Source organism: Ruegeria sp. G5 (genome assembly GCF_056533365.1).
In genome coordinates, this window is the sequence record NZ_JBQFOK010000002.1 from 185,111 (window position 1) to 207,257 (window position 22,147).

General features: G+C 57.5%; 22 protein-coding genes. 15 read left to right on the forward strand and 7 right to left on the reverse strand.

Annotated elements, in window-relative coordinates; translation table 11 throughout:
- Nucleotides 1–68 precede the first annotated feature (68 nt).
- On the forward strand, nucleotides 69–242 hold the full coding sequence (locus ACR0BD_RS03965) for a hypothetical protein (RefSeq protein ID WP_480694618.1): 174 nt from the start codon (nucleotides 69–71) through the stop codon (nucleotides 240–242).
- A gap of 3 nt (nucleotides 243–245) precedes the next feature.
- Here ACR0BD_RS03965 and ACR0BD_RS03970 read toward each other — a convergent pair whose 3' ends face one another.
- Nucleotides 246–875 carry a LysE family translocator gene (locus ACR0BD_RS03970; RefSeq protein ID WP_480828997.1) on the reverse strand — a complete coding sequence of 210 codons (630 nt, stop codon included), beginning with the start codon at nucleotides 873–875 and terminating at the stop codon, nucleotides 246–248.
- 52 nt (nucleotides 876–927) lie between these two features.
- On the reverse strand, nucleotides 928–1,944 hold the full coding sequence (locus ACR0BD_RS03975) for a DUF418 domain-containing protein (RefSeq protein ID WP_480828998.1): 1,017 nt from the start codon (nucleotides 1,942–1,944) through the stop codon (nucleotides 928–930).
- Between the two features lie 238 nt (nucleotides 1,945–2,182).
- On the opposite strand from ACR0BD_RS03975, the gene ACR0BD_RS03980 reads away from it, so the two are divergent.
- On the forward strand, nucleotides 2,183–3,055 hold the full coding sequence (locus tag ACR0BD_RS03980) for an alpha/beta hydrolase (RefSeq protein WP_480829000.1): 873 nt from the start codon (nucleotides 2,183–2,185) through the stop codon (nucleotides 3,053–3,055).
- Here the strand turns inward: ACR0BD_RS03980 and ACR0BD_RS03985 are convergent.
- Together ACR0BD_RS03985 and ACR0BD_RS03990 are read right to left on the reverse strand one after the other, a co-directional pair.
- On the reverse strand, nucleotides 3,050–3,922 hold the full coding sequence (locus tag ACR0BD_RS03985; RefSeq protein WP_480829002.1) for an S-methyl-5'-thioadenosine phosphorylase: 873 nt from the start codon (nucleotides 3,920–3,922) through the stop codon (nucleotides 3,050–3,052). The genes ACR0BD_RS03980 and ACR0BD_RS03985 overlap by 6 nt on opposite strands.
- Before the next feature lie 76 nt (nucleotides 3,923–3,998).
- Nucleotides 3,999–4,556 (reverse strand): hypothetical protein, encoded by a 558-nt coding sequence (locus ACR0BD_RS03990; RefSeq protein ID WP_480829005.1) that lies wholly within the window; start codon nucleotides 4,554–4,556, stop codon nucleotides 3,999–4,001.
- A 165-nt stretch (nucleotides 4,557–4,721) separates the two neighbouring features.
- Between ACR0BD_RS03990 and ACR0BD_RS03995 the strand changes: the two genes are divergently transcribed.
- Nucleotides 4,722–6,356, forward strand: a complete 1,635-nt coding sequence (locus tag ACR0BD_RS03995) for a SulP family inorganic anion transporter (protein ID WP_480694607.1) — start codon at nucleotides 4,722–4,724, stop codon at nucleotides 6,354–6,356.
- 131 nt (nucleotides 6,357–6,487) lie between these two features.
- On the opposite strand, the gene ACR0BD_RS04000 is transcribed toward ACR0BD_RS03995, so the two are convergent.
- A complete protein-coding gene (locus tag ACR0BD_RS04000) occupies nucleotides 6,488–7,093 on the reverse strand; it encodes a flavin reductase family protein (protein WP_480829006.1) in 606 nt (201 codons plus the stop codon).
- A gap of 72 nt (nucleotides 7,094–7,165) precedes the next feature.
- Here ACR0BD_RS04000 and ACR0BD_RS04005 point away from each other — a divergent pair, with 72 nt between their 5' ends.
- From ACR0BD_RS04005 to ACR0BD_RS04025, 5 genes are all read left to right on the forward strand, one after another.
- Nucleotides 7,166–7,660: a GNAT family N-acetyltransferase gene (locus ACR0BD_RS04005; protein WP_480829008.1), complete on the forward strand. Its 495-nt coding sequence runs from the start codon at nucleotides 7,166–7,168 to the stop codon at nucleotides 7,658–7,660.
- A 51-nt stretch (nucleotides 7,661–7,711) separates the two neighbouring features.
- A complete protein-coding gene (locus ACR0BD_RS04010; RefSeq protein ID WP_480829010.1) occupies nucleotides 7,712–8,455 on the forward strand; it encodes an EcsC family protein in 744 nt (247 codons plus the stop codon).
- A 124-nt stretch (nucleotides 8,456–8,579) separates the two neighbouring features.
- The gene (locus ACR0BD_RS04015) at nucleotides 8,580–9,044 is read left to right on the forward strand and encodes an NUDIX hydrolase (protein ID WP_480829012.1); all 465 of its coding nucleotides are present in this window, start codon (nucleotides 8,580–8,582) and stop codon (nucleotides 9,042–9,044) included.
- Between the two features lie 71 nt (nucleotides 9,045–9,115).
- Nucleotides 9,116–9,571 (forward strand): DUF1178 family protein, encoded by a 456-nt coding sequence (locus ACR0BD_RS04020; protein WP_480694597.1) that lies wholly within the window; start codon nucleotides 9,116–9,118, stop codon nucleotides 9,569–9,571.
- 2 nt (nucleotides 9,572–9,573) lie between these two features.
- Nucleotides 9,574–10,212 (forward strand): SDR family NAD(P)-dependent oxidoreductase, encoded by a 639-nt coding sequence (locus tag ACR0BD_RS04025; RefSeq protein ID WP_480829014.1) that lies wholly within the window; start codon nucleotides 9,574–9,576, stop codon nucleotides 10,210–10,212.
- Here the strand turns inward: ACR0BD_RS04025 and ACR0BD_RS04030 are convergent.
- Entirely contained in the window at nucleotides 10,206–10,562 is a 357-nt protein-coding gene (locus tag ACR0BD_RS04030; RefSeq protein ID WP_480829016.1) for a hypothetical protein, read from the reverse strand. The two genes, ACR0BD_RS04025 and ACR0BD_RS04030, sit on opposite strands and share 7 nt — an antisense overlap.
- Nucleotides 10,563–10,727: 165 nt before the next feature.
- Here ACR0BD_RS04030 and ACR0BD_RS04035 point away from each other — a divergent pair, with 165 nt between their 5' ends.
- From ACR0BD_RS04035 to ACR0BD_RS04060, 6 genes are all read left to right on the forward strand, one after another.
- Nucleotides 10,728–11,966 (forward strand): aspartate kinase, encoded by a 1,239-nt coding sequence (locus ACR0BD_RS04035; RefSeq protein ID WP_480829018.1) that lies wholly within the window; start codon nucleotides 10,728–10,730, stop codon nucleotides 11,964–11,966.
- 328 nt (nucleotides 11,967–12,294) lie between these two features.
- Complete coding sequence (ptsP, locus tag ACR0BD_RS04040) at nucleotides 12,295–14,538, forward strand: phosphoenolpyruvate--protein phosphotransferase (RefSeq protein WP_480829020.1); 2,244 nt, start codon at nucleotides 12,295–12,297, stop codon at nucleotides 14,536–14,538.
- 152 nt (nucleotides 14,539–14,690) lie between these two features.
- Complete coding sequence (zwf, locus tag ACR0BD_RS04045) at nucleotides 14,691–16,136, forward strand: glucose-6-phosphate dehydrogenase (RefSeq protein ID WP_480694588.1); 1,446 nt, start codon at nucleotides 14,691–14,693, stop codon at nucleotides 16,134–16,136.
- A gap of 2 nt (nucleotides 16,137–16,138) precedes the next feature.
- A complete protein-coding gene (edd, locus tag ACR0BD_RS04050; protein WP_480829023.1) occupies nucleotides 16,139–17,944 on the forward strand; it encodes a phosphogluconate dehydratase in 1,806 nt (601 codons plus the stop codon).
- 4 nt (nucleotides 17,945–17,948) lie between these two features.
- Nucleotides 17,949–18,581, forward strand: coding sequence for a bifunctional 4-hydroxy-2-oxoglutarate aldolase/2-dehydro-3-deoxy-phosphogluconate aldolase (locus tag ACR0BD_RS04055; protein ID WP_480829025.1), 633 nt, complete (start codon nucleotides 17,949–17,951; stop codon nucleotides 18,579–18,581).
- Nucleotides 18,582–18,632: 51 nt separating this feature from the next.
- Nucleotides 18,633–19,823 (forward strand): pyridoxal-phosphate-dependent aminotransferase family protein, encoded by a 1,191-nt coding sequence (locus tag ACR0BD_RS04060; protein WP_480829027.1) that lies wholly within the window; start codon nucleotides 18,633–18,635, stop codon nucleotides 19,821–19,823.
- Nucleotides 19,824–19,841: 18 nt separating this feature from the next.
- Here ACR0BD_RS04060 and ACR0BD_RS04065 read toward each other — a convergent pair whose 3' ends face one another.
- Nucleotides 19,842–20,942: a pyridoxal phosphate-dependent aminotransferase gene (locus tag ACR0BD_RS04065; RefSeq protein WP_480829029.1), complete on the reverse strand. Its 1,101-nt coding sequence runs from the start codon at nucleotides 20,940–20,942 to the stop codon at nucleotides 19,842–19,844.
- A gap of 92 nt (nucleotides 20,943–21,034) precedes the next feature.
- Here ACR0BD_RS04065 and ACR0BD_RS04070 point away from each other — a divergent pair, with 92 nt between their 5' ends.
- Entirely contained in the window at nucleotides 21,035–22,111 is a 1,077-nt protein-coding gene (locus ACR0BD_RS04070; RefSeq protein WP_480829031.1) for an SMP-30/gluconolactonase/LRE family protein, read from the forward strand.
- Nucleotides 22,112–22,147: the final 36 nt, after the last annotated feature.

Consider the following 22,147-nt stretch of genomic DNA (forward strand, 5'->3'; position numbering starts at 1 on the left):
ACAACTTCTATGCAGTGTATATACAATGCATCTCGTGTAGAATCAAGTGTTAGACGGGGATTTGGTGCGTGGCGAAGAAAGACGGAAAGAGTTCTACAAAGAAAAACAGCCAGTTAGTCTTGAGACTGGATAAAGATGAACGTGACGCTTTTGTCGAGCTTTGCAAGGAATTGGACACGTCCGCAGCAAGAGAAATCCGGCGGTTTATCCGCAGTTTTATGAAAGAAAACGCCGAGAACTGATCTTTAGGCGGGACGTCGCAAGACGGCTGTCGCGATGCCCATTCCGATCAAGGTAAGCCCTCCGAACCGGGTCAGCGCCGCAATCACACCCGCGCGCCCAATCATCAGGCGCAACCGATCGGCCAAAAGCGCATAGGCCAGCGCATTCAACCAGGCCAAAGCCACAAACGTCGAGATGAGTATGAGGAACTGCGGAGCCAGTGGATCAGCAGGCCTCAGGAATTGCGGCACGAAGGCGATGAAGAATGCGATCGATTTTGGGTTCAGTGCCGTTACCGCCGCCGCGTGTCCAAAAACACTGCCAGCGGTCACGTCTTTTTGGGTTCCCACCGAGTGCAGCCCATCTGACGGAGCGCTTCTGAGCAGTTTTATCCCAAGCCAGACCAAATAGGCGGCACCGACCCATTTCAGTACCGAAAACAGAGTTGCCGAGGCCAAAACCAGTGCCCCTAGCCCAAGCAGCGACGCGGTCATGGCCACAAGGTCCCCCAAAGCAACTCCTGTTGCCGAGGCGACGGCGACACTGCGGCCTTTCGACAAGGCGTAGCTGAGGACCAGCAAAACGGTTGGTCCCGGGATGAGTAAAAGTGCAGTAGATGCTGCCACGAAGGCCAGCCAAAGGTCGAGAGACATGAGCGCTCCGGTTAGAATGTCCTGTGGAGCAAGCCCTGATAAGGTTTGAAGGTCAAGCCATTCGTGGCTGTGATGTGCGGCGCATCAACGCTTCGAGCGGGCCATTGCGGAAATGCTTAAGCCAGAATTGGGCAAACACGGCGGAAAGGACGCAGAACGCCAAGGCGTAACCTGCGATCTGTGTTGGGCTAAGTGAGCCGTTCAGCAGACCGACCGCCTCAAGCAACCCCATTCCGATCAGAATGTGTGCCATGTAAAGTGTCAGGCTCATTCGTCCGGGCGCAGTTAGGATGGGTCCAAGACCGGGTTGTTGCAGCTTTGACCACAACTTGAGAACCAGTCCTATCACCACACAGGCCGAGCCTGTTCCGGACAGAATGTAAAACGGCCCCGGCGGGATGGATTTGGTGCCCAGATAAGCCGCTAAATCGGGATCCGAGATGAGAATGCCGGGGAACATGGACAAAACGACGGCGCCGAAACCCCACATGATCAGGCGATGCTGGACGCACAAGGTATGCAGCTCAGTTCGTCCAATTGCCATGCCGATCAGCAAGAAAGATGCCCAAGGCAGCACGGGGTGCCATCCGTTAAAAAACGTGTTTCGTAGAAAACCGGGCAAAGTCCAAAGGTCGGAATAAGTCAGGCTGGTCCAATCCCACCCGCGGTCGTAGTCGAAAGTCAGGGTCAGCACTATTGACGCCCCGACAATTCCCACCGCTGCAAGCCACAGACCGCGTGAGGACGCGGACAAAATAGCAGCGCCAACGACAAAATACAGCGCGTAGAAGTGCAGGATGTCGGCCTCAAACACCGTCATGTTGATCAGGCCCAGGACGAACAAAAAAGCAGCGCGTCGCAGCAACACATCTGAAGTGACGCCGGATAAGCTAATCCCAATTCCAGCGAGGACTACGAACAAGGCGGCGGCTCGCCCCTCAATCGCGTCGACAAGAAAGGACGCAATGTCATGGCCCGGCACAACCTGCGCAGCGATGCGGAAATTGACCAACACCATTCCACAAAAAGCCAGAAATCTGGCCGCATCCAAAGCCTCAAGTCGTTGCATGTTGTCCTCTGCGCTTGCGTAAGGCTTTCTGCCTTGGATTTGTGGCGCAACTGCGGCCAACGCAAGGGGGGTGATCACGAAATCGCGAGCATCTCAAGACGCACGCGGACCACAAGTTCTTTCGCCGATCCGAAGGTTTCTGTAGAAAAGTTAAACTCTGGATTAATCCTCGGGGCCACTGCTTGAAACAGGGTTAGAGATGCCCGAAATCAAGGATGCAACCCGGACGGAGGGACCCATGACACAAGTATATGAGACAAATACAAGTGCGCAGCATAACATCGGCTCAAAGATGGGCCGTATCAAACGCGCTTTGATCTTTTCTGTGATTGGTGTCGCCGCGATCTATGTCGGGGTGCTCGGGTATATTTACTTCAATCAGAAGTCTATGGTGTTTAAACCGGATGGCCAGCTGCTTAGCCCGGCCGCGGTTGGTTTAGCAGACGTCGACGTGATATCGCTGACGATGTCGGATGGCGCAGTGCTGACGGCCTGGTCTGCAGCGCCGGCCACGGAAAACACGCCCACCGTTTTGTTCTTTCATGGCCAAAGCGGCAGCCTAAGCGACCGGGCAGACAGGATGAGCCAAATCCGAGAGAGCGGATTTGGCCTATTGGCACCCAGCTATCGCGGATTCCCGGGGAGCGAAGGTGAACCTTCGGAACAGGCGCTGATTGCAGATGCCATTGAGATGTTCGACCAGTTGAGCAGCGAAGGGCAAACAGTTGTTTTGCATGGGCAAAGCCTGGGAACAGGGATTGCGACCGCCGTCGCCGCACAGCGCCCCGAAGCCCGTCTTTTGGTATTGGAGGCACCTTATACGGCGACCGTCGATGTCGCGGCCGAGCGTTACCCGTGGCTGCCGGTCTCATCCCTGATGCAGGATCAGTTCAGAACACGGGACCTGATCGACGACGTAACAGTTCCAACGCTGATTTTTCACGGAACAGCAGATCAAACGATCCCGGTGCATCATGGTCAGGCATTAGCTGATATGGCAGGTGACACTGCACAGCTGCATATCATTCCGGATGGCACCCACAACGACCTGTGGACGCATGGATTGTGGGACGAGGTTCTGACTACGCTGACCCCCATAAGCGGGTCATAGTATTCGGCCCGCAACCGCATCCAACTTTGCCAGCAAAGCCGGGTCGCGTTTCTCGGGTGCGGTCAGAATGGCGTATTCCAGCGCGCGGTCGCATCCATGCGGGCAGGGGGAGCGGTCTTTACCCAGCAGGGCCGGCAGTCCCTTGACCAAAGCGCGGCCCTTTTCGGCGTTCCCGGTCAGGGTGGCGATAATCGCCGTCACATCAACTTCTCCGTGGTCCGGATGCCAGCTGTCATAGTCCGTCACCATGGCGATTGAGGCATAACAAAGCTCGGCTTCACGGGCCAGTTTTGCCTCGGGCATGTTTGTCATGCCGATCACGTCGCAGCCCCAATGCTCACGGTACATCTTGGATTCGGCCAGTGATGAGAATTGCGGCCCTTCCATCGCCAGATAAGTCCCGCCACGGTGGATCGTTATACCAGCCGCGGTGCCCGCCGTTTCACAGGCGTCGGACAATCGCGGGCATGTCGGATGTGCAACGCTGACATGGGCGACGCAGCCGGTTCCGAAAAAGCTTTTTTCACGCGCAAAGGTCCGGTCGATGAATTGGTCGACGATGACAAAATCACCTGGTGCCATATGTTCGCGGAACGAGCCGCAGGCAGATACTGAAATCACATCCGTGACCCCCAAGCGTTTTAGGGCGTCGATATTGGCGCGATAGGGCACTTCGGTCGGAGAATGCACGTGACCCCGCCCATGCCGCGGCAAAAAGGCCATATCGACCCCATCCAAAGAGCCCGTGAGGATCTGGTCTGAAGGGTCGCCCCAAGGTGTCTCAACCGTGACCCATTCCGCGTTTTCCAACCCGTCAATCTCATAGATGCCTGATCCGCCGATGACAGCAATCTTGGTCTGGGTCACGTGTTCTCTCCGGGTTGTGGTGGATGTTGACGGATTTGTGGGCCGCGGCGCGGTGTTTGACAAGGGGTAAAGGCGGTTACTGCCGCGCCCACAGATTGCGATCCTGTGCCTGCTGCCTAAAATCACCCCATGCCTCATCGAATTCCTGCAGTGGCCATGTCAGATCCTGCGATTGCCCGTGCCGGTCGCGAAAAACAAAGCGATAGGCGTCTCCTGCAAGCATGGCGTCTACGATTTCGTCTGCCGATGTTCCGTCGAATGTGCAACTTAACCCGGTCAGACATCCCGGCCTTCTTGTCCGCCAGACCACGTTATTCCCACCATCAATGCGAAATCCCGACGGGCTGAAAAGCGTGCCGGGTTCAATGCCGAACTCGATCTGCACGCCGTCAGGTGCGGGTGTGATGAAAACGAACTGAGCACCGAATTTAGGCCGATAGGAAAACACCTCGGCGCGGCGGATGTAGCAGCGTTGTTTCAGGTTTCCGTATTCCTCGCGCTCGTCGCATATGGAATTCCAAACGCCGAACGACTGGTAATGGGTCACGCGCCAGTTGCTGGCTGTGTCATTGCCCTGCAAGTCCTGCGCAAACGCTGCAAAAGGGGCCAGTAAAAGTGGGATAATCCATCGCATGGCACTATGGTGCGCGTCGGACGCAGGGTCTTCAACTCACGACTTTGCGAGATGGCCGGTATGCATTTTGTGCATATCGGCATCCCACCTGGCGCAGTGGCTCCAGAGGCCGATGGAAGGTAGAAGGCCCCTTTCGCGCGAATATACCAATCTACAGGACGCCCCATGCCCCGAGCCATGCTGGCAAGCTTTGCCAACCGTATTGCTAAACCCGACCTGCGTTGGGTGCCGGATGAGGGGTTGACCGCCTCGCGTCTCAGGATTGAACTGCTCTCTGGCCTGACGGTGGCTTTGGCGCTGGTACCCGAAGCGGTAGCTTTTGCGTTTGTTGCAGGCGTACACCCGTTGGTTGGCCTCTATGCGGCGTTTATGGTCGGCCTGATCACCGCGCTGATTGGTGGCCGCCCCGGGATGATCTCGGGCGCGACGGGGGCATTGGCGGTGGTCATGGTCGCATTGGTGGCTGAACATGGCGTCGAATATCTGTTCGCAACCGTTGTTCTGATGGGCATTCTGCAAGTCATCGCCGGGGCCATGCATTGGGGGCGGTTTATCCGTCTGGTGCCGCATCCGGTTATGCTGGGTTTTGTGAACGGTCTGGCGATTGTCATTTTCCTCGCGCAGTTGGGACAGTTCAAAGTACCCGGCAGTATGGAAAACACAGGCCACGGCATGAGCGGTGGTGAGTGGCTGTCAGGAATGCAGCTTTACACCATGTTGGGGCTGGTTGCGCTGACCATGGCGGTAATCTGGGCCATGCCGCGCGTGACGCGCATCATTCCTGCACCGCTTGCGGGAATCGTCGTGGTCGCTGCATTGGTGATTGGTTTTGGTCTGGATGTACCGCGTGTCGGCGATCTGGCGTCGATCGAGGGGGGGCTGCCTCCGTTCCATATTCCTATGGTGCCGCTGACCTGGGAAACCTTTGAAATTATCCTGCCATATGCCGTCATTTTGGCTGCAATCGGTCTGATCGAATCCTTGCTGACCCTGAACCTTGTGGGTGAAATCACCGGCAAGCGCGGTGGAGCTTCGCAGGAGTGTATCGCGCAAGGCGTGGCCAACGTCGCGACCGGTTTCTTCGGTGGTATGGGCGGTTGTGCGATGATCGGTCAGTCGATGATCAACGTGAAATCCGGTGGTCGTACTCGTATTGCGGGTATCGCTGCTGCGTTGTTCCTGTTGATCTTTATCCTGTTCGCGTCGCCGCTGATCGAACAAATCCCGCTGGCCGCGCTGGTTGGTGTGATGTTCATGGTGGTCATCGGCACCTTTGCATGGAACTCGTTCAATATCATGCGCAAGGTTCCTCTGATGGACGCCTTTGTCATCGTGCTGGTGACGGTTGTGACGGTGATGGAAGACCTTGCCGTTGCGGTGGTCGTAGGCGTGATCGTGTCTGCGCTGGCGTATGCGTGGAACAATGCCAAACGCATCCACGCCATCACGCGCGAGTCCGTGACAGAGAAGGGCGCAAAAGTCTATGAGATCCAGGGGCCACTTTTCTTTGGATCGTCCGACGGTTTTGTCGAGCTGTTCGACGTGCCTAATGATCCTGAAACCGTGATTGTCGATTTCGCCGACAGCCGCGTTGTCGATCAATCCGCGCTGCAGGCAATCGAAAACATCGCAGGTAAATACGAAGCCGCCGGTAAACGTGTCATGCTGCGTCACCTGAGCCGCGATTGCCACAGGCTGCTGAACAAAGCAGGTCACCTGATGGTCGACAGCGATGACGACCCGGATTACGAAATCGCCGTCGATTACTCAGTACGGACCGGCATTCTGGGTGGTCACTGAGATCACAGAAAAGGGCGCCGATACGAGCGCCCTTTTTTACAGACAGTGCAACCGATAAGGTCGACAGTTTCGCCGACGCACCCGACGTTTTGACCAAACGCTTGGACGAGGTGAAATCCGCCGCCAAAGCGTCAGTCATCCGGACGGTTGAGCGAGAACAATTCGGTAACAACCGAATAGTCCCGATACCCAAGCCGCGCCAAGGGTTGGTAGGTGGTGACATCGAACTTGCCATCGCGAATACAAGCATCGTCCAGATGCACGCCGATAACCTCACCAAAAACCACGCGATTGGCTTCACCCGGCAAGGTTACGATCTGCGTCAGCTTGCATTCCAAAGCTGCCGGGGCCCCTTTGATCCGTGCGCAGGGAATGGTCTCACACTCGACCGGGGTTAGACCGGCATGTTCAAATTCGTCGACATGTTTTGGTAGACCCGCCGAACTGGCGTTCATCGCATCGCGATGCGCATGGGCCACAACGTTCACACAGAACACGCCGGTTGCTTCGATATTGGCAATGCTGTCCTTGCCCCCGATCTGATCGTCTTTGGTGCCGGTTGTGGCGAACATGACCTGAGGCGGGGTGTACGCGACGCCGTTGAAAAAGGAATAGGGCGCCAGATTATTGATCCCTTCGGCGTCCCGCGACGAGATCCAGCCGATAGGGCGGGGCGTGATAATGGCGTTGAAAGGATTGTGCGGCAGGCCGTGGCCGTCTTCGGGGCGATAGAACATATGGTCTCCAAGCGTTTGCCCAAGGCGTATCGAAGTGCTAGGGCGAATTCCAGCAAGGAAAAGAGGGCAGGGTTGCAGCAATTCACCATAAAGCCAGAAGAGCCGGACGATTGGTGGGAAGTCGAGGCTTTATATGACCTGTGCTTTGCGCCCGGCCGCGAGGCGCTGTCGTCCTATCGTTTGCGTGACGATGTTCCGCCTGTGTCCGGTTTGTCTTTGGTGGCTCGTGACAGCCAAGGCATTCTGGCCGGCGCTATTCGGTTTTGGCCGGTTCATGTGGGCGACCGGGATGCGCTGCTGTTGGGGCCGGTCGCCGTGCACCCGACGCATCAGGGCGAAGGGCTGGGTGGTTTTCTGATCCATGAAGGGTTGCAAACTGGACGTGAGAAAGGCTGGAAACGCGTGATGCTGGTCGGTGACGCGCCTTATTACGCAAGGTTCGGTTTCGCGCGCCTGCAGGACGTCGAAATGCCCCCTCCGACGAACCCAGACAGGGTTCTGGGCGTTGGTTTGGTACCAGATGCATGGTCAGCAGTGACGGGGCTGGTAACGCGTTGGTCGCGCTGACCTATTGAAATCCGGTGTGGAACCTCCGATCTCTTTAACAGGAGGATGTTCATGCAGGACGTTGTTCTGATCGAAAAACTGGACCCCGAAGCCGAGCTTGACCGGCTGGCCGCGCATTACCGATCTGCCGGAGGTGCGGGTGTAAAACTGCTCAATAGTTTAGGCGGCTCAGCTGAAAACCTGCTGGAACAATTGCCTGCGGCAGTTCGCGAGGGCTTGACCGGGGCCACGGAACAGGCGCTGTGGATCGCCATGCATGCTGCAGAAGGGTCTCGTCGTGCGGTGCCGGACCAAAAACCGTGGGTGAATACCGCTGTGACTACAGCAATGGGCGCAGCCGGAGGTCTGGGCGGCGTGTCTTCGGCGTTGGTCGAGCTGCCTGCGACCACAACCATGTTGCTGCGCGCGATACAAGGTGCCGCTGCGCAAGAAGGGTTCGATCCGTCGGAAGATGGCGTGAAATTTGATTGTGTCCGTGTTCTGTCGGCCGCAGGCCCGTTGTCGTATGACGACGGGGCTGATTTGGGTTTCTTTTCAGTGCGTTTGACCGTGACCGGCCCGGCGCTGCAAAAGCTGGTGGCCGCAGTGGCGCCCAAGTTGTCTGTGGTGCTGGGCCAAAAACTTGCTGCGCAATCCGTTCCAGTGCTTGGAGCGCTGGCTGGGGGCGGCACGAATTTCGTCTATTCCCGCTATTACCAGCAGATCGCGCGTATCCACTTTGGTTTGCGACGTCTGGCAATCGATGCCGATATTCCACACGATGATCTTGTGCGCAGACTTGCGGCGCGCATGTAGCGCGTTTGCAAGGGCTTGGAGCGAAACGCATTATATGGTAGCGTCTCAGCAATCGCCCACGAAATAAGCGTGACCAGGCAGCAGGGCAAACAGGCATGAACATAGTCAAAAAAGAGCCCGCCAAGTGATAGAGCCAAGGCTTTGGAGGGATGGTACACAGCCAGGTCAGGCTGTTCAGCCTGTGCCGCAAGCGGGCGCCTTGTGCTATCGCCTACTGGATCACGGACCAGAAATTCTGCTGATCACGACGCGCCGTTCGGGTAAATGGATCGTTCCCAAAGGCGGGTTGATCGATGGGAAGACGCCTTCGGAAACCGCAGGGCAGGAGGCGTGGGAAGAAGCCGGGGTAACAGGCGAAATCGGTACGCAGCCGATTGGTGATTTTCTGTATTGCAAAAGTAAAAGAAAACGCGGCGCGATTTGGTATCAAGTCGCGGTGTTCCCATTGCTCGCCCACGAAATGGCATGCGACTATCCTGAGATAGATGAACGCCTGCGCCAGTGGTATTCGCCGCAGCAGGCCGCCGAGCGTGTCAGCGCGCCTCAGCTCGCCCATTTGTTACGACGTGTCGGCTTTTTTGCACATTAAGAGTGCTGTGCAGGGGCTTGCTATTACGGTGTTGGTCAGTATCTATTTGGCAACCCAAAACCGGACGGATCATGATTCAGTATGCTTTGAAATGCAGCCAGGGCCACGCGTTTGACAGTTGGTTCCAGTCGGCTGCCGCTTTCGACAAACTCGCGTCTGCGGGCATGGTGACCTGTGCCGTTTGCGGCGATGTGCATGTCGAAAAGGCGATCATGACGCCGCGTGTCCGCCCCGCACGAAATGCCGAGGCCCGAAAAAGCGAGCCTGTCCAAAAAGAGGATACTGCCAACGTGGCGGTTCCCTCGGCAGAGGTGCAACAGGCCCTGACCGAATTGCGCCGCAAGGTGGAAGAGACCTCGGACTATGTCGGTAAGGATTTCGCCAGCGAAGCGCGCAAGATCCATTTGGGGGATGCCCCCGAACGGGCCATTTATGGCGAAGCCAAACCCGAAGACGCCAAAGCCCTGATCGAAGACGGGGTACCTGTGGCACCCTTACCGTTTGTTCCGACGCGAAAGACAAACTGAACATGCATATCGTGATTACCGGAGTTAACCGTGGAATCGGCAAATCTCTGGCAGATCGCTATCGGGCACAGGGGCACGATGTCACTGGCACGTCCAGAGATGGCACTGCTGATGTGACGCTGGATGTCACCGATCCTGCTCATCACAAGGCGATGGCCGCGCAGTTGGATGGCAAGGCCATTGATCTGCTGGTGTGCAATGCCGGAGTGTATCTCGACAAAGGGCACGGCATGGATGGTTATCCGGCCGAAATGTGGGCGCAAACCTTTGCGGCCAATGTGACGGGGGTGTTCCTGACCGTTCAGGCATTGTTGCCACAACTGCAGGTCGCCAAGGGAAAGATCGCTATCCTATCATCGCAGATGGCGTCACATACGCGCGCACCGGGCGGCAGCTATATCTACAGGGCGTCCAAGGCCGCCGTTTTGAACCTGGGGCGTAACCTTGCGACAGACCTTCGGACGGATGGCATTGCCGTTGGGATCTACCATCCAGGATGGGTCCAAACGGATATGGGGGGCGCTGCTGCAGAAATACCTGTGGAACAGGCCGTTCAGGGCCTGATGGATCGGTTTGATGCGTTATCCTTGGACAACACCGGATGTTTCGAAACTTTCGAAGGCGAACCGCACGCCTACTGAGCGGTAAGCGCAGCCGTGGGAATTTCGTAGACCTCGCCTGGCTCCACAAAAATGACCATGACATCACCGCGCGTTTCATAGCTGAGCTTGGATGTCGAGTTGGTGGAATCCGGTATTCCGTCGGTGAAATAGATGTTGCGTACGTCACCGTTACCCATGCCAACGGCCAGTGTCGCGCTGCCGTCGTCGCGGCGGCGAAGCTCGGCGTTGCAGCTGCGCAAGGGCTGACCCGCTAGGGTAGCGCAGGGAACGGTTCCAAGGGCATTTTGACCATCGGTCCCGGCCAACGTTGAAACCTGAGCCACCGCAGAGGTGGCGACGAGGGCAAAGGCAATGGTGAGACAGCGCATGGAAAACCTCATGGAAAATCAGATGCAGATAAGCTGACATTGTGTTGTTGGGATGTAAAGCGGCCTGCGATCCTTGGCGAAACCGTTTTGAACACTTGCCCTTACGGCCCCCCTCGCATAAGACGCACGGGATCTGAATTCCAAGGCGCGGAGACAATTGCCCCCATGCCCGTACTCGTGATGAAATTCGGCGGCACTTCGGTCGCCAATCTTGACCGCATCCGCCGCGCTGCGAAACGTATCGGCGTTGAGGTGGCAAAGGGCTACGATGTCATTGTCATCGTCTCGGCAATGTCGGGTAAGACCAATGAATTGGTTGGCTGGGTCAACGAGACATCGCCGCTGTTCGACGCGCGGGAATATGATGCCGTTGTGTCGTCGGGCGAGAACGTGACCGCCGGTCTGATGGCTCTGACTTTGCAGGAAATGGATATTCCTGCACGCAGCTGGCAGGGCTGGCAAGTACCGCTATTGACCACAAGCGCGCACAGCCAGGCGCGGATCGAAGACATCCCCACACATAACCTGTCCCAGAAATTCGATGAAGGTATGCGTGTGGCTGTCGTGGCCGGGTTCCAGGGGATAAGCCCGGAAGGACGCATCACTACTTTGGGGCGGGGTGGCTCGGACACGACCGCCGTTGCCTTTGCCGCCGCATTCGAAGCCGATCGGTGCGATATCTACACAGATGTGGACGGCGTCTACACGACGGACCCGCGCATCTGCGAAAAGGCGCGCAAGCTGGATCGTATTTCGTTCGAAGAGATGCTCGAGCTGGCCTCATTGGGGGCCAAGGTGCTGCAGACCCGCTCGGTCGAGCTGGCGATGCGCTACAAAGTGAAACTGCGTGTTCTTTCAAGTTTCGAAGAACAATCCGACGAGGCCGGCACGCTGGTCGTCGACGAGGAGGATATCATGGAATCTAATGTTGTGGCTGGTGTGGCCTATTCCCGCGACGAGGCCAAGATGACCGTCGTTTCCGTGGCAGACCGCCCCGGTATCGCCTCGATCATCTTTACCGCGCTCAGCGATGAGGGCGTAAATGTCGATATGATCGTCCAGAACATCTCGGATGAGGGGCGCACGGATATGACGTTTTCCTGCCCCACCGATCAGGTCGCGCGCGCTGAAAAAGCGCTGCTGGCGATCAAGGAAGCAGGCGAGTTGAACTATGCCGAGCTGGTTGCCGACGAAGATGTCTGCAAAGTTTCTGTGGTTGGCATCGGCATGCGTTCGCAGTCGGGCGTTGCGGCCAAGATGTTCAAGGTGCTCTCGGATGAGGGGATCAACATCAAGGTGATCACGACGTCCGAGATCAAGATCTCTGTACTTGTTGACCGGAAATACATGGAGCTTGCGGTTCAGGCTCTGCACGATGCGTTTGAGCTGGACAAGGCGGCTTGAATTGAACCTTAGGTGGTTGGCATTCGCAGCCCTATGATATTCAAGGTCTTTGGGCTGCTAAGCCTTGCTCCCGCCGCGCCCCGTGGTGACACTTCTGCTTTGCAAACCCGGTGACTTCTTCTTGGTTGAAGCAGGTTGAGAAAAGCGCTGTAAGAGATTGTGGTTGCTTGTATTTCGATGCGCGGGGATGTGGTATTAAAGGCTGCAAAGTGTTCTATCTAGAACCGCGCTGAAATGCCGTTAAGATTGACGATGTAAATATCTCCGGTTTCATCTGGGATTTTGCTCGCCTATAGATAGAGGCGAGGAATGGTTTGGGTGGAACCTAATGGCGGACGGCACCGAAACAGAATCCCGCAAGCTGCTGGGACGGCTGCGCGAGGAGATGGCGAGCGAAGCTGCCGGTCAGGAACGCCTTGACCGAATTACGCACCTGATCGCGGATAGCATCAGGGCTGAGGTCTGCTCGATCTACCTGTTTCGTGATGATGAAACGCTGGAGCTGTGTGCCACCGAAGGTCTTTCACCCGAGGCTGTTCACAAGACCCGCATGCGTATGGGTGAGGGGCTGGTTGGCCGCGTTGCCAAGTATGGCAAGATCGTAAACACCCCGGATGCGCCATCGGCCAAGGGCTTTCGCTATATGCCCGAAACGGGCGAAGAACGGTTTTCCTCTTTTCTGGGTGTTCCGGTTCAGCGCCTGGGTGAAAAGCTGGGTGTGCTTGTCGTTCAGTCCCGCGATGCCCGAGAGTTTTCGGCAGACGAGGTCTACGCGCTGGAAGTTGTTGCGATGGTTCTGGCCGAGATGGCCGAACTGGGCGCATTCGTTGGTGAAGGGGCTGCCCTGTCGCCGCGACACCAGCAATCGGTGCAGCTAACCGGGGGGCCGGCTCAGGAAGGATCGGCCGAAGGGCATGTATGGCTGCATGAGCCGCGCGTCGTAGTAACGAACCCGATCGCCGACGACCCGCAGCGAGAAAGCGAACGTCTGAACGAGGCGATCGACGAACTGCGCGTTGGCGTCGACAAGATGCTCGAGATTTCCAGAGATGGCGACACGGAGCAGCTGCAGGTTCTGGAAGCCTACCGCATGTTTGCCAACTCCAAAGGCTGGATGCGCCGTATGGAGGAAGACATCGCACGAGGCCTAAGCGCCGAGGCCGCGGTGGAAAAAGAGCAGTCGCAAGCCCGTGCACGCATGGGCCAAGTCACAGACCCGTATTTGCGCGAACGGTTGGCGGATCTTGATGATCTCAGCAATCGTTTGTTGCGCATCCTGACTGGGCAAGGCAACACTAACGGCGCCGACCTGCCGCCTGACCCGATTTTGATCGCGCGCAACATTGGTCCTGGCGATTTGCTGGAATATGGCCGCTCGTTAAAAGGCATCGTGCTCGAAGAGGGTTCGGTGGGCAGCCACGCCACAATCGTCGCCCGAGCTTTGGCTATCCCCCTTGTGGTGCATGTTGGTCGTATCACGACCGAGGCGCTGAACGGTGACCACATCCTTGTTGACGGTGATCAGGGCACGGTGCACTTGCGCCCCGAAGATACGGTCGTAACCGCGTTCCGCGACAAGATTGCGATGCAAGCCCAGGCGCAAGAGCGCTATGCGTCGATCCGTGAGACCCCGACTGTCACGCGTGACGGGGAGCGCATGCACCTTGTTATGAATGCCGGTCTGATGGCGGATCTGCCCTCGTTGGGGAATTCCGGTGCCGAAGGCGTGGGCCTGTTTCGGACCGAGCTTCAGTTCCTGATCCGAAACCAGATGCCCAAACGTTCAGAACTGGTGACACAGTATCAACGGGTTCTGGATGCAGCCGGGGAAAAGCGGGTTGTCTTTCGCACGCTGGATATCGGCTCGGACAAGGTTTTGCCGTACATGAAGCATGTGGATGAGCCTAATCCCGCGCTGGGCTGGCGCGCGATTCGGGTTGGTCTGGACAAGCGTGGCGTGATGCGCATGCAGTTGCAGGCGTTGATGCGGGCGGCCAATGGCCGTCCTTTGACCATCATGTTTCCATTTGTTGCGCAGGCAGACGAGTTCCGCGAGGCAAGGTGGGAAGTCAGGAAAACGATCGAGCGTGAAAAACGTCTGGGCCACGCATTGCCCGAGAAAATCGAGGTTGGTGCGATGTTGGAAACGCCCTCTTTGGCGTTTGCCCCTCAGAAATTCTTTGACGAGGTCGATTTCGTCTCGATTGGCGGCAACGATCTGAAACAGTTCTTCTTTGCCGCAGACCGCGAGAACGAGCTGGTCCGCCGCCGGTATGATACGCTGAACGTCAGTTTTCTAAGCTTTATCGAGCGTATCGTGGAACGCTGCAATATCTCGGACACACCGCTAAGTTTCTGCGGAGAGGATGCTGGTCGCCCGGTTGAGGCACTTTGTCTTGCGGCGATGGGTATCCGAACGCTGTCGATGCGTCCGGCATCAATTGGCCCGGTAAAAAGCGTATTGTTACGCGCCGATTTGCAATCGCTGCGCAAGATCATCGCCGATGCGCGTCATCGCGGCGAACAATCCGTGCGACCGGCCGTCATGGAATGGCTTCGCAGTCAGGGTTGATCACGGCCGCAGCCTTGAAATTAATTTCGACTCCGGTGTTGATTTATGTGCTGGTTTTTAATAGTTCCACAGTGAATGTTAGCGATAACATTTCTGATATCGCTATTCTAGGCCGCAATGTACAGGCCGATGAGAACTGGAGGAGACCCTAGATGGTTTCACGCGTAATTCCGGTAGATGCGTTTGATCTGGTGCTGTTCGGGGCGACAGGCGATCTGGCCCAACGCAAGATTTTGCCGGGTCTTTATCACCGTTTCGAAGTTGGTCAGATGCCAGAGGGTGCTCGCATCATTGGTACGGCTCGTTCTGATTTGAACAGTGAGGGTTTTCGCGATCAACTGCGCGCCTCGGTTCATGAATTCGCTCCGCATTTCGACAAGGACACGTTGGACCGCTTTCTGACGCATGTGGAATATGTCCCGGTGGATGCGTTGGGCGAGCCCGGCTGGTCAGACCTAGCCAAGTTATTGCGACCAGACGTCGTACGTGCATTTTACCTGTCGGTGGGGCCAAGCCTGTTTCCGGGCATTGCGCAGCGTCTGAATGACACTGGCCTGGCCACACCCGATAGTCGGATTGTGGTCGAAAAACCGTTTGGTCACGATCTGGCGTCGGCCAAAGCCTTGAACGAAGGATTGCGCGCCTGTTTCGAGGAACACCAGATTTACAGGATCGACCATTATCTGGGTAAAGAGACCGTACAAAACCTGATGGCGCTGCGGTTCGCAAACTCTCTGTTCGAGCCGTTGTGGAACGCAACTCATGTCGACCACGTCCAGATCACGGTGGCAGAAACCGTAGGGGTTGAGGGGCGGGGCGCCTACTACGATCAGTCCGGCGCGATGCGGGATATGATCCAGAACCATCTGGTGCAGCTTTTGTGCCTGACCGCGATGGAGCCGCCATCGAAATTCGCACCCAACGCAGTGCGGGATGAAAAGGTCAAAGTCATCGAGGCGTTAGAGCCGGTCGCGCCAAGCGATATTGCACGTGGCCAGTACCGCACCGCCAACGGTGGCGACGGTTACCTGGATCACGTCGGTGATCCTGCCAGCCGTACGGAAAGCTACATCGCCCTAAAGGCCCATATCGGAAACTGGCGCTGGGCTGGGGTGCCGTTCTATTTACGTACGGGTAAACGTTTGCGGGCGCGCGAATCCGAGATCGCAGTTTTCTTTCGGGATCCACCCCATACAATATTCCCAAATGTTGGACCCTTGCACGGCAACGTGTTGGTAATTCGTCTGCAACCGGATGAGGGGATAACCTTGCGGACAACGATCAAAGAGCCGGGACAAGGCGGGTTTCGCCTGTCCGATGTTGCGCTGGACATGAGCTTTGCAGACGCGCTGGGCGATGGATCAAAGTCTCCGGACGCTTACGAACGGCTGATCATGGACGTCATTCGCGGCGATCAGACGTTGTTCATGCGTGGGGACGAGGCCGAGGCCGCTTGGGCTTGGGTCGACCCCATCATTCAAGGATGGGAGCAGCGCGGGGACCGCCCTTCGAAATATGATCAGGGCAGTTCCGGCCCGGAAGAAGCACTGATGCTGATGCATCGCGATGGTCGCCGTTGGCGCCAGATCGGAGGTTAACCGTGGTTCATTCAGTCATTTCCGATGTCACTCAACGCATCATCGACCGCAGCACCGACTTGCGTGGCCCGCATCTGGAACGGATGGAACAGGCCAAGTCCAAGGGCCCGGCACGCGCCCATCTGTCCTGCAGCGGTCAGGCCCATGCCTATGCCGGAGCGGGCGAAGATCAACACTCCATGGCGACCGGTACGGCGGGCAATCTGGGTATCGTCACCGCCTATAACGACATGCTCTCGGCCCACCAGCCGTTCGAACGCTACCCCGGGCTGATCCGCGATGCGATCCGAGCCGCGGGCGGTACCGCACAGGTCGCGGGTGGGGTGCCCGCCATGTGCGACGGCGTCACGCAGGGCGAGGCGGGGATGGAATTGTCGCTGTTCTCGCGTGACGTGATTGCGTTGGCGACTGGTGTGGCGCTCAGCCACAACACCTATGACGCGGCCGTTTTCCTAGGTGTCTGCGACAAGATCGTGCCGGGTCTGATCATTGGCGCTCAGGCGTTTGGTCATCTGCCCGCCGTTTTCCTGCCCGCAGGTCCAATGACCAGCGGTTTGCCTAATGATGAAAAGGCAAAAGTCCGTCAACAATTCGCCGCTGGCGAGGTGGGGCGCGATGCGTTGATGAAGGCGGAAATGGCCGCATATCATGGGCCGGGCACCTGCACATTTTACGGCACAGCAAATACCAATCAGATGCTGATGGAATTTATGGGGCTGCACCTTCCGGGATCCAGCTTCATCAATCCCAACACGCCGCTTCGCGATGCCCTGACTGAGGAAGGCGCGCGCCGTGCGCTGTCGTTGAGTGCCTTGGGCAATCACTATACCCCCGTGTGCCAGATTCTTGACGAGCGTGCTTTTGTAAACGGGATTGTTGGCTTGATGGCGACGGGTGGTTCGACCAACCTTTTGATTCACCTGATCGCCATGGCGCGTGCAGGTGGTATCGTTTTGGATTGGCAGGATTTTTCAGATATTTCCGCCGTCGTCCCCTTGGTGGCGCGGGTCTATCCCAATGGTTTGGCAGATGTGAATCACTTCCATGCTGCCGGTGGTTTGGGCTTTACGATCAGCACCCTGCTGGAAGGCGGGCTGTTGCATCCTGACACCCTTACCGTCGCCGGGCAGGGTTTGCACAACTACACCAAAGAACCCAAGCTGATAGACGGAGAGCTGATCTGGGAAGAGGGCGCAGGTCACTCTTTGAACGATAAAATCGTCCGTCCCGCCAGCGACCCGTTCCAACCTACCGGCGGTCTGTCTCGCCTGACGGGCAATCTGGGTACGGGGGTCATGAAAGTCTCGGCGGTTGCGCCCGAACATCAGGTGGTCGAGGCACCCGTGCGTGTCTTTCATGATCAGGACGATGTCAAAGCGGCCTTCAAGGCCGGAGAGTTTACGGGTGATGTAATCGTGGTTGTTCGGTTCCAGGGCCCCAAGGCCAACGGGATGCCGGAACTGCATTCGTTGACGCCAATGCTGTCAATCCTGCAGGGGCGGGGCCAAAAGGTGGCGCTGGTCACTGACGGTCGCATGTCGGGTGCGTCGGGTAAGGTGCCCGCAGCAATCCATGTATGCCCCGAGGCATTGGATGGCGGCGCGATTTCTTACCTGCTAGACGGGGATGTTCTACGAGTGGATGCCGTCAAAGGAGAGTTGGAAATTCTGACCCCCGGTGTTCTTGACCGTGCTCCGGCAACTGCGGACCTCTCGGCCAACCAGCACGGCGTGGGTCGTGATCTTTTTGGCGCGTTCCGTCAGAATGTCGGCTCGGCCGATACAGGCGCCAGTATTTTCGGAGTTTAAGCTCATGTCCAAAACCCAACGCACCCGCGAGATTTGCGCACTGGCCCCAATCGTTCCGGTTCTGGTCGTCGATGACGTCGCCCATGCACGCCCTTTGGCCGAGGCGTTGGTCGCTGGCGGGCTTCCTGCGCTCGAAGTCACTTTGCGTACCCCCGCGGCGCTTGATGTCATACGGGCGATGGCCGATGTGCCCGGTGGAGTTGTCGGCGCAGGTACACTGGTCACGCCCGAGGATGTTCGTGCAGCCAAGGCCGCCGGTGCGCAATTCGGTGTCTCGCCCGGCGCAACGGATGCTTTGATCGCGGCATGCGAGGCGGAAGACCTGCCTCTTCTCCCCGGCGCTGCGACGGCGAGTGAGGCAATGGCCCTTTTGGAAAAAGGGTACGACATGCTGAAATTCTTCCCGGCTGAGGCATCGGGCGGAGCACCTGCGTTGAAAGCAATTGGCGCGCCGCTGCCACAGATCACATTCTGTCCAACCGGGGGTGTGTCGCCGTCAAACGCAAGGGATTATCTGGCTTTGTCCAACGTTGTTTGCGCAGGTGGTAGCTGGGTCGCACCCAAACAGATGGTTCTGGACGGCGACTGGTTCGGCATTCAAAGCCTGGCTCGGGATGCCTCGCAGCTGATGGATTGACGCCGCGCAGTGTAGCGCTAGGGTAGGCGTCAATTCATACAGGTTGCCCTCATGACAAACCAAATCTCTCTCGCGCATGGGCGCGAGTACTTGGCCATTCCTGGCCCTTCGGTGATGCCCGACGCCGTGTTGCAGGCGATGCATCGCCCTTCGCCCAATATTTACGAGGGCGAACTGGTCGAGATGATGCCCGCCCTGTTGCAAGACCTGCGTCGCGTGGCATGCACTGACCATAACGTCGCGATCTATATCGCCAACGGTCACGGCACATGGGAGGCCGCGCTGTCCAACGTCATTGCTCCGGGTGAAACCGTTCTTGCGCCCGCATCGGGTCGGTTTACGCATGGCTGGGCTGAGATGGCCGAGGGGATTGGGGCAAAGGCTCAGATCATAGATTTCGGTCAGGCGTCACCCTGGGATTTCGACCGGATTGCAGATGCGCTGCGTGCGGATGTGCAGCATGAAATCAAGGCGGTGCTTGCTGTCCATGTCGACACGTCGACTTCGATCCGCAACGACATTCCGGCGCTGCGCGCTCTGCTCGACGATTTGAACCACCCCGCCTTGCTGATGGCGGATTGTATCGCCTCGCTCGGGTGCGATCGGTTCGAGATGGACGCATGGGGGGTCGATGTGACGGTGACCGCCTGCCAAAAGGGCCTTATGACCCCTGCTGGTATGGGTTTTGTTTACTTTAACGAGAAGGCTCAGGCGAAAAGGGCGACCATGCCGCGGGTCTCGCAATACTGGGACTGGCAGCCGCGCGCAAACCCGGATCTGTTCTATCAGCATTTCAACGGAACGGCGCCAACGCACCATCTTTATGGCCTACGGGCAGCGCTTGACCTGATCCATGCTGAGGGTATCGAACATGTTTGGGCCCGCCACGAACGCATAGCCCAAGCCATATGGGCTGCCTGTGAAACATGGGCCGAGGGCGGCGCGCTAAACCTCAACGTCGCGGACCGTGCATATCGTAGCCATGCCGTTACTGCATTGCGCTTGACCGAAGGGCGCGGCACGCCGCTGCGTAAGTACACTGAAAACCAACTTGGATTGACGCTCGGTATCGGGTTGGGGATGGAGGATTGGGACGGCTGTTTCCGTCTTGGCCATATGGGCTATGTAAATGGGCAGATGATTATGGCGATGCTGGGTGGCATGGAGACGGCTTTTGCCGCATTGGACATCCCGCGGGGCAAAGGGGCGTTGGATGCGGCGGCCGCTGCTTTAGCCGCCTAACCAACCCTCAAACGTCAGTTATGTTCGGGCGTCGGCCAGCGCCTTTGGCAAAGCTGCGGCAAAGGCATCCAAGTCTGCGTCGTCGCCACAACTGATCCGAATACAACGGTTTTGGGGCGCGGCGAATGGCATTCGTACAAAAATTCCCCGCGCGACCAAGGCATCCAGAACAGCTTTGGCGAATACACCGTTCTGGCCACAATCGATCGCAACGAAGTTGGTGGCAGAGGGCAGCGGCTCCAACCCGTTTTCCCGCGCGATCTGGCCGATACGGTCGCGGGCAACGACAATCTTGTCCTGCACATGGGCCAACCATGCGTCATCGTGCAAAGCGGCCAATGCTCCGGCCTGCGCCGCGCGGTTCATTCCAAAATGGTTGCGAACCTTGTTGAATGCCGAAATCAGGCCAGGCGCGCCGATTGCATACCCAACACGCGCACCGGCCATGCCGTAGACCTTTGAGAACGTGCGCATTCGAATGACACGTGGATCATCCGCCGATATCGGGGCTGCCGTTCCTTCGGGCGCGCATTCGACGTAGGCCTCATCCAGAACCAGTACGCAACCGTCCGGCAAGTCTTTCAACGCGGCAACGATGTCCGCGCCTTTGTGCCATGTTCCCATCGGATTGTCCGGATTGGCGAGATAGACCAGTTTGGCACCCACTTCCGAGGCCTTGGTGAACAAAGCGGCAGGGTCTTCATGATCGTCCCGATAGGGCACCTTGTGCAGCGTTCCGCCGAACCCGGCGACGTGGTAGTTGAAAGTTGGATAGGCGCCGTCCGAGGTAACGACGCAATCTCCTGCACCCACCAGCAACCGGACGAGATATCCCAGCAACCCGTCAATGCCTTCACCCACAACGATATTGTCTGCGCTGATCTGATGATATTCCGCCAATGCTTGGCGTAAGTCGTAGTTTTCCGGATCACCATATTTCCAGATGTCGACGTCAGACATTGCCTTGATTGCACTAGGCGACGGGCCGAAAACACTTTCGTTTGCGCCTAGCCTTGCCACAAACGGCGCTCCGCGTTGGCGTTCCTGCGTTTCAGGGCCGACAAAGGGCACAGTGGCAGGCAGAGACAGTGCAAGCGGGGTGTAGCGAGGTTCGGTCATATGGGCAGATAAACGCAAGGTCATCTCTCAGGCAAGCTTGCGTTCCTTGCGGCAACCCAGCACCCTGCGAGACATTACAGGAAGGACTGTCAATGCGTATCCTACTCGGCCTGATCTTTGTTGGCGTTGCCTATCTGGTTTTTTGGCCGGTTGAGGTAGAGCCTGTTAAGTGGAACCCACCAACAGCGCCAGATTTCACTGGTGATTTTGCAGCCAATAACGCGCTGGACCAGCTCGCGTTGATCCGTTTGCCGGATGGGGAAGAAGGGCCTGAGGATATTGCCGTTCTGCCCGACGGTGCGGTTTATACGACGACATTGTCCGGTGCGCTGTACCGAATTGACGGCGACGAACCCTTAAAGGTCGATGACCTTGGTGGGCGTCCGCTTGGCCTGAAGGCCGGTCCGGACGGGGCGCTTTATGTTGCAGACAGTTATCGCGGTCTCATGCGCTGGACGGGTCCGGGCAGTTTGGAAGCTTTGGTAACGGATATTGACGGTGCGCCTGTTATCTATGCCAACCAACTGGATGTTGCGCAGGACGGTACGGTGTATTTCTCAAACTCCACTGACCGCTTTGATTCCGAAACGATGGGAGGGACCAAGCCCACCTCGGTGCAAACAATATGGGAGCAATCGGATACCGGCTATGTCGCCCGTCGCGATCCGGATGGCACGACGCAGAAAGTGACCGAAGGGTTTGTGTATACGAACGGTGTCGCGCTATCGCCGGACGAAGATTTCCTGCTGATCGCGGAAACCGGGCGGGCGCGGGTTCATAAACTTTGGCTGACCGGTCCCAAAGCAGGAACCCGAGAAGTCCTGATGGAAAACTTGCCCGGTTACCCAGACAACATCGAAGCGCAAGGCGATGGGACCTATTGGTTGGCCTTTGCCAGCCCTCGCGTCCCGACCGAGTTTCTGATGCCATATCCGTTTTTGCGCAAAGTTATCTGGCGATTGGGCCCGGCCGTTCGACCCGCTCCGATTCATCGGGGGATGATGATTCAGTTCGACGGTGACGGCCAGATTCTCAGAAATCTGCAGGACCCTGACGGGCGTCTGGGTATTACCACCGGTGGTAAAGTTGTCGGCGATGATTTCTACGTTATGACACTGGATTCGCCGTGGTTTGGCAGGATGCCGGTCTCTGACCTGCCCCAACGTTGATCTGGAACTTCCCGGCCCGTCCGGGCATGGTTGCCA

What these genes read in the sequence shown, in the direction of transcription:
- ACR0BD_RS03975 (WP_480828998.1), bottom strand. Translation starts at nt 1,944, where the DNA reads ATGCAACGACTTGAGGCTTTGGATGCGGCCAGATTTCTGGCTTTTTGT.
- ACR0BD_RS04010 (WP_480829010.1), top strand. Translation starts at nt 7,712, where the DNA reads ATGCAGGACGTTGTTCTGATCGAAAAACTGGACCCCGAAGCCGAGCTT.
- ACR0BD_RS04060 (WP_480829027.1), top strand. Translation starts at nt 18,633, where the DNA reads ATGACAAACCAAATCTCTCTCGCGCATGGGCGCGAGTACTTGGCCATT.
- zwf (WP_480694588.1), top strand. Translation starts at nt 14,691, where the DNA reads ATGGTTTCACGCGTAATTCCGGTAGATGCGTTTGATCTGGTGCTGTTC.
- ACR0BD_RS04070 (WP_480829031.1), top strand. Translation starts at nt 21,035, where the DNA reads ATGCGTATCCTACTCGGCCTGATCTTTGTTGGCGTTGCCTATCTGGTT.
- ptsP (WP_480829020.1), top strand. Translation starts at nt 12,295, where the DNA reads ATGGCGGACGGCACCGAAACAGAATCCCGCAAGCTGCTGGGACGGCTG.
- ACR0BD_RS03970 (WP_480828997.1), bottom strand. Translation starts at nt 875, where the DNA reads ATGTCTCTCGACCTTTGGCTGGCCTTCGTGGCAGCATCTACTGCACTT.
- ACR0BD_RS04020 (WP_480694597.1), top strand. Translation starts at nt 9,116, where the DNA reads ATGATTCAGTATGCTTTGAAATGCAGCCAGGGCCACGCGTTTGACAGT.
- ACR0BD_RS04035 (WP_480829018.1), top strand. Translation starts at nt 10,728, where the DNA reads ATGCCCGTACTCGTGATGAAATTCGGCGGCACTTCGGTCGCCAATCTT.
- ACR0BD_RS04000 (WP_480829006.1), bottom strand. Translation starts at nt 7,093, where the DNA reads ATGTTCTATCGCCCCGAAGACGGCCACGGCCTGCCGCACAATCCTTTC.
- ACR0BD_RS04030 (WP_480829016.1), bottom strand. Translation starts at nt 10,562, where the DNA reads ATGCGCTGTCTCACCATTGCCTTTGCCCTCGTCGCCACCTCTGCGGTG.
- ACR0BD_RS03995 (WP_480694607.1), top strand. Translation starts at nt 4,722, where the DNA reads ATGCCCCGAGCCATGCTGGCAAGCTTTGCCAACCGTATTGCTAAACCC.
- ACR0BD_RS03990 (WP_480829005.1), bottom strand. Translation starts at nt 4,556, where the DNA reads ATGCGATGGATTATCCCACTTTTACTGGCCCCTTTTGCAGCGTTTGCG.
- ACR0BD_RS03980 (WP_480829000.1), top strand. Translation starts at nt 2,183, where the DNA reads ATGACACAAGTATATGAGACAAATACAAGTGCGCAGCATAACATCGGC.
- ACR0BD_RS04025 (WP_480829014.1), top strand. Translation starts at nt 9,574, where the DNA reads ATGCATATCGTGATTACCGGAGTTAACCGTGGAATCGGCAAATCTCTG.
- ACR0BD_RS04065 (WP_480829029.1), bottom strand. Translation starts at nt 20,942, where the DNA reads ATGACCGAACCTCGCTACACCCCGCTTGCACTGTCTCTGCCTGCCACT.
- ACR0BD_RS04055 (WP_480829025.1), top strand. Translation starts at nt 17,949, where the DNA reads ATGTCCAAAACCCAACGCACCCGCGAGATTTGCGCACTGGCCCCAATC.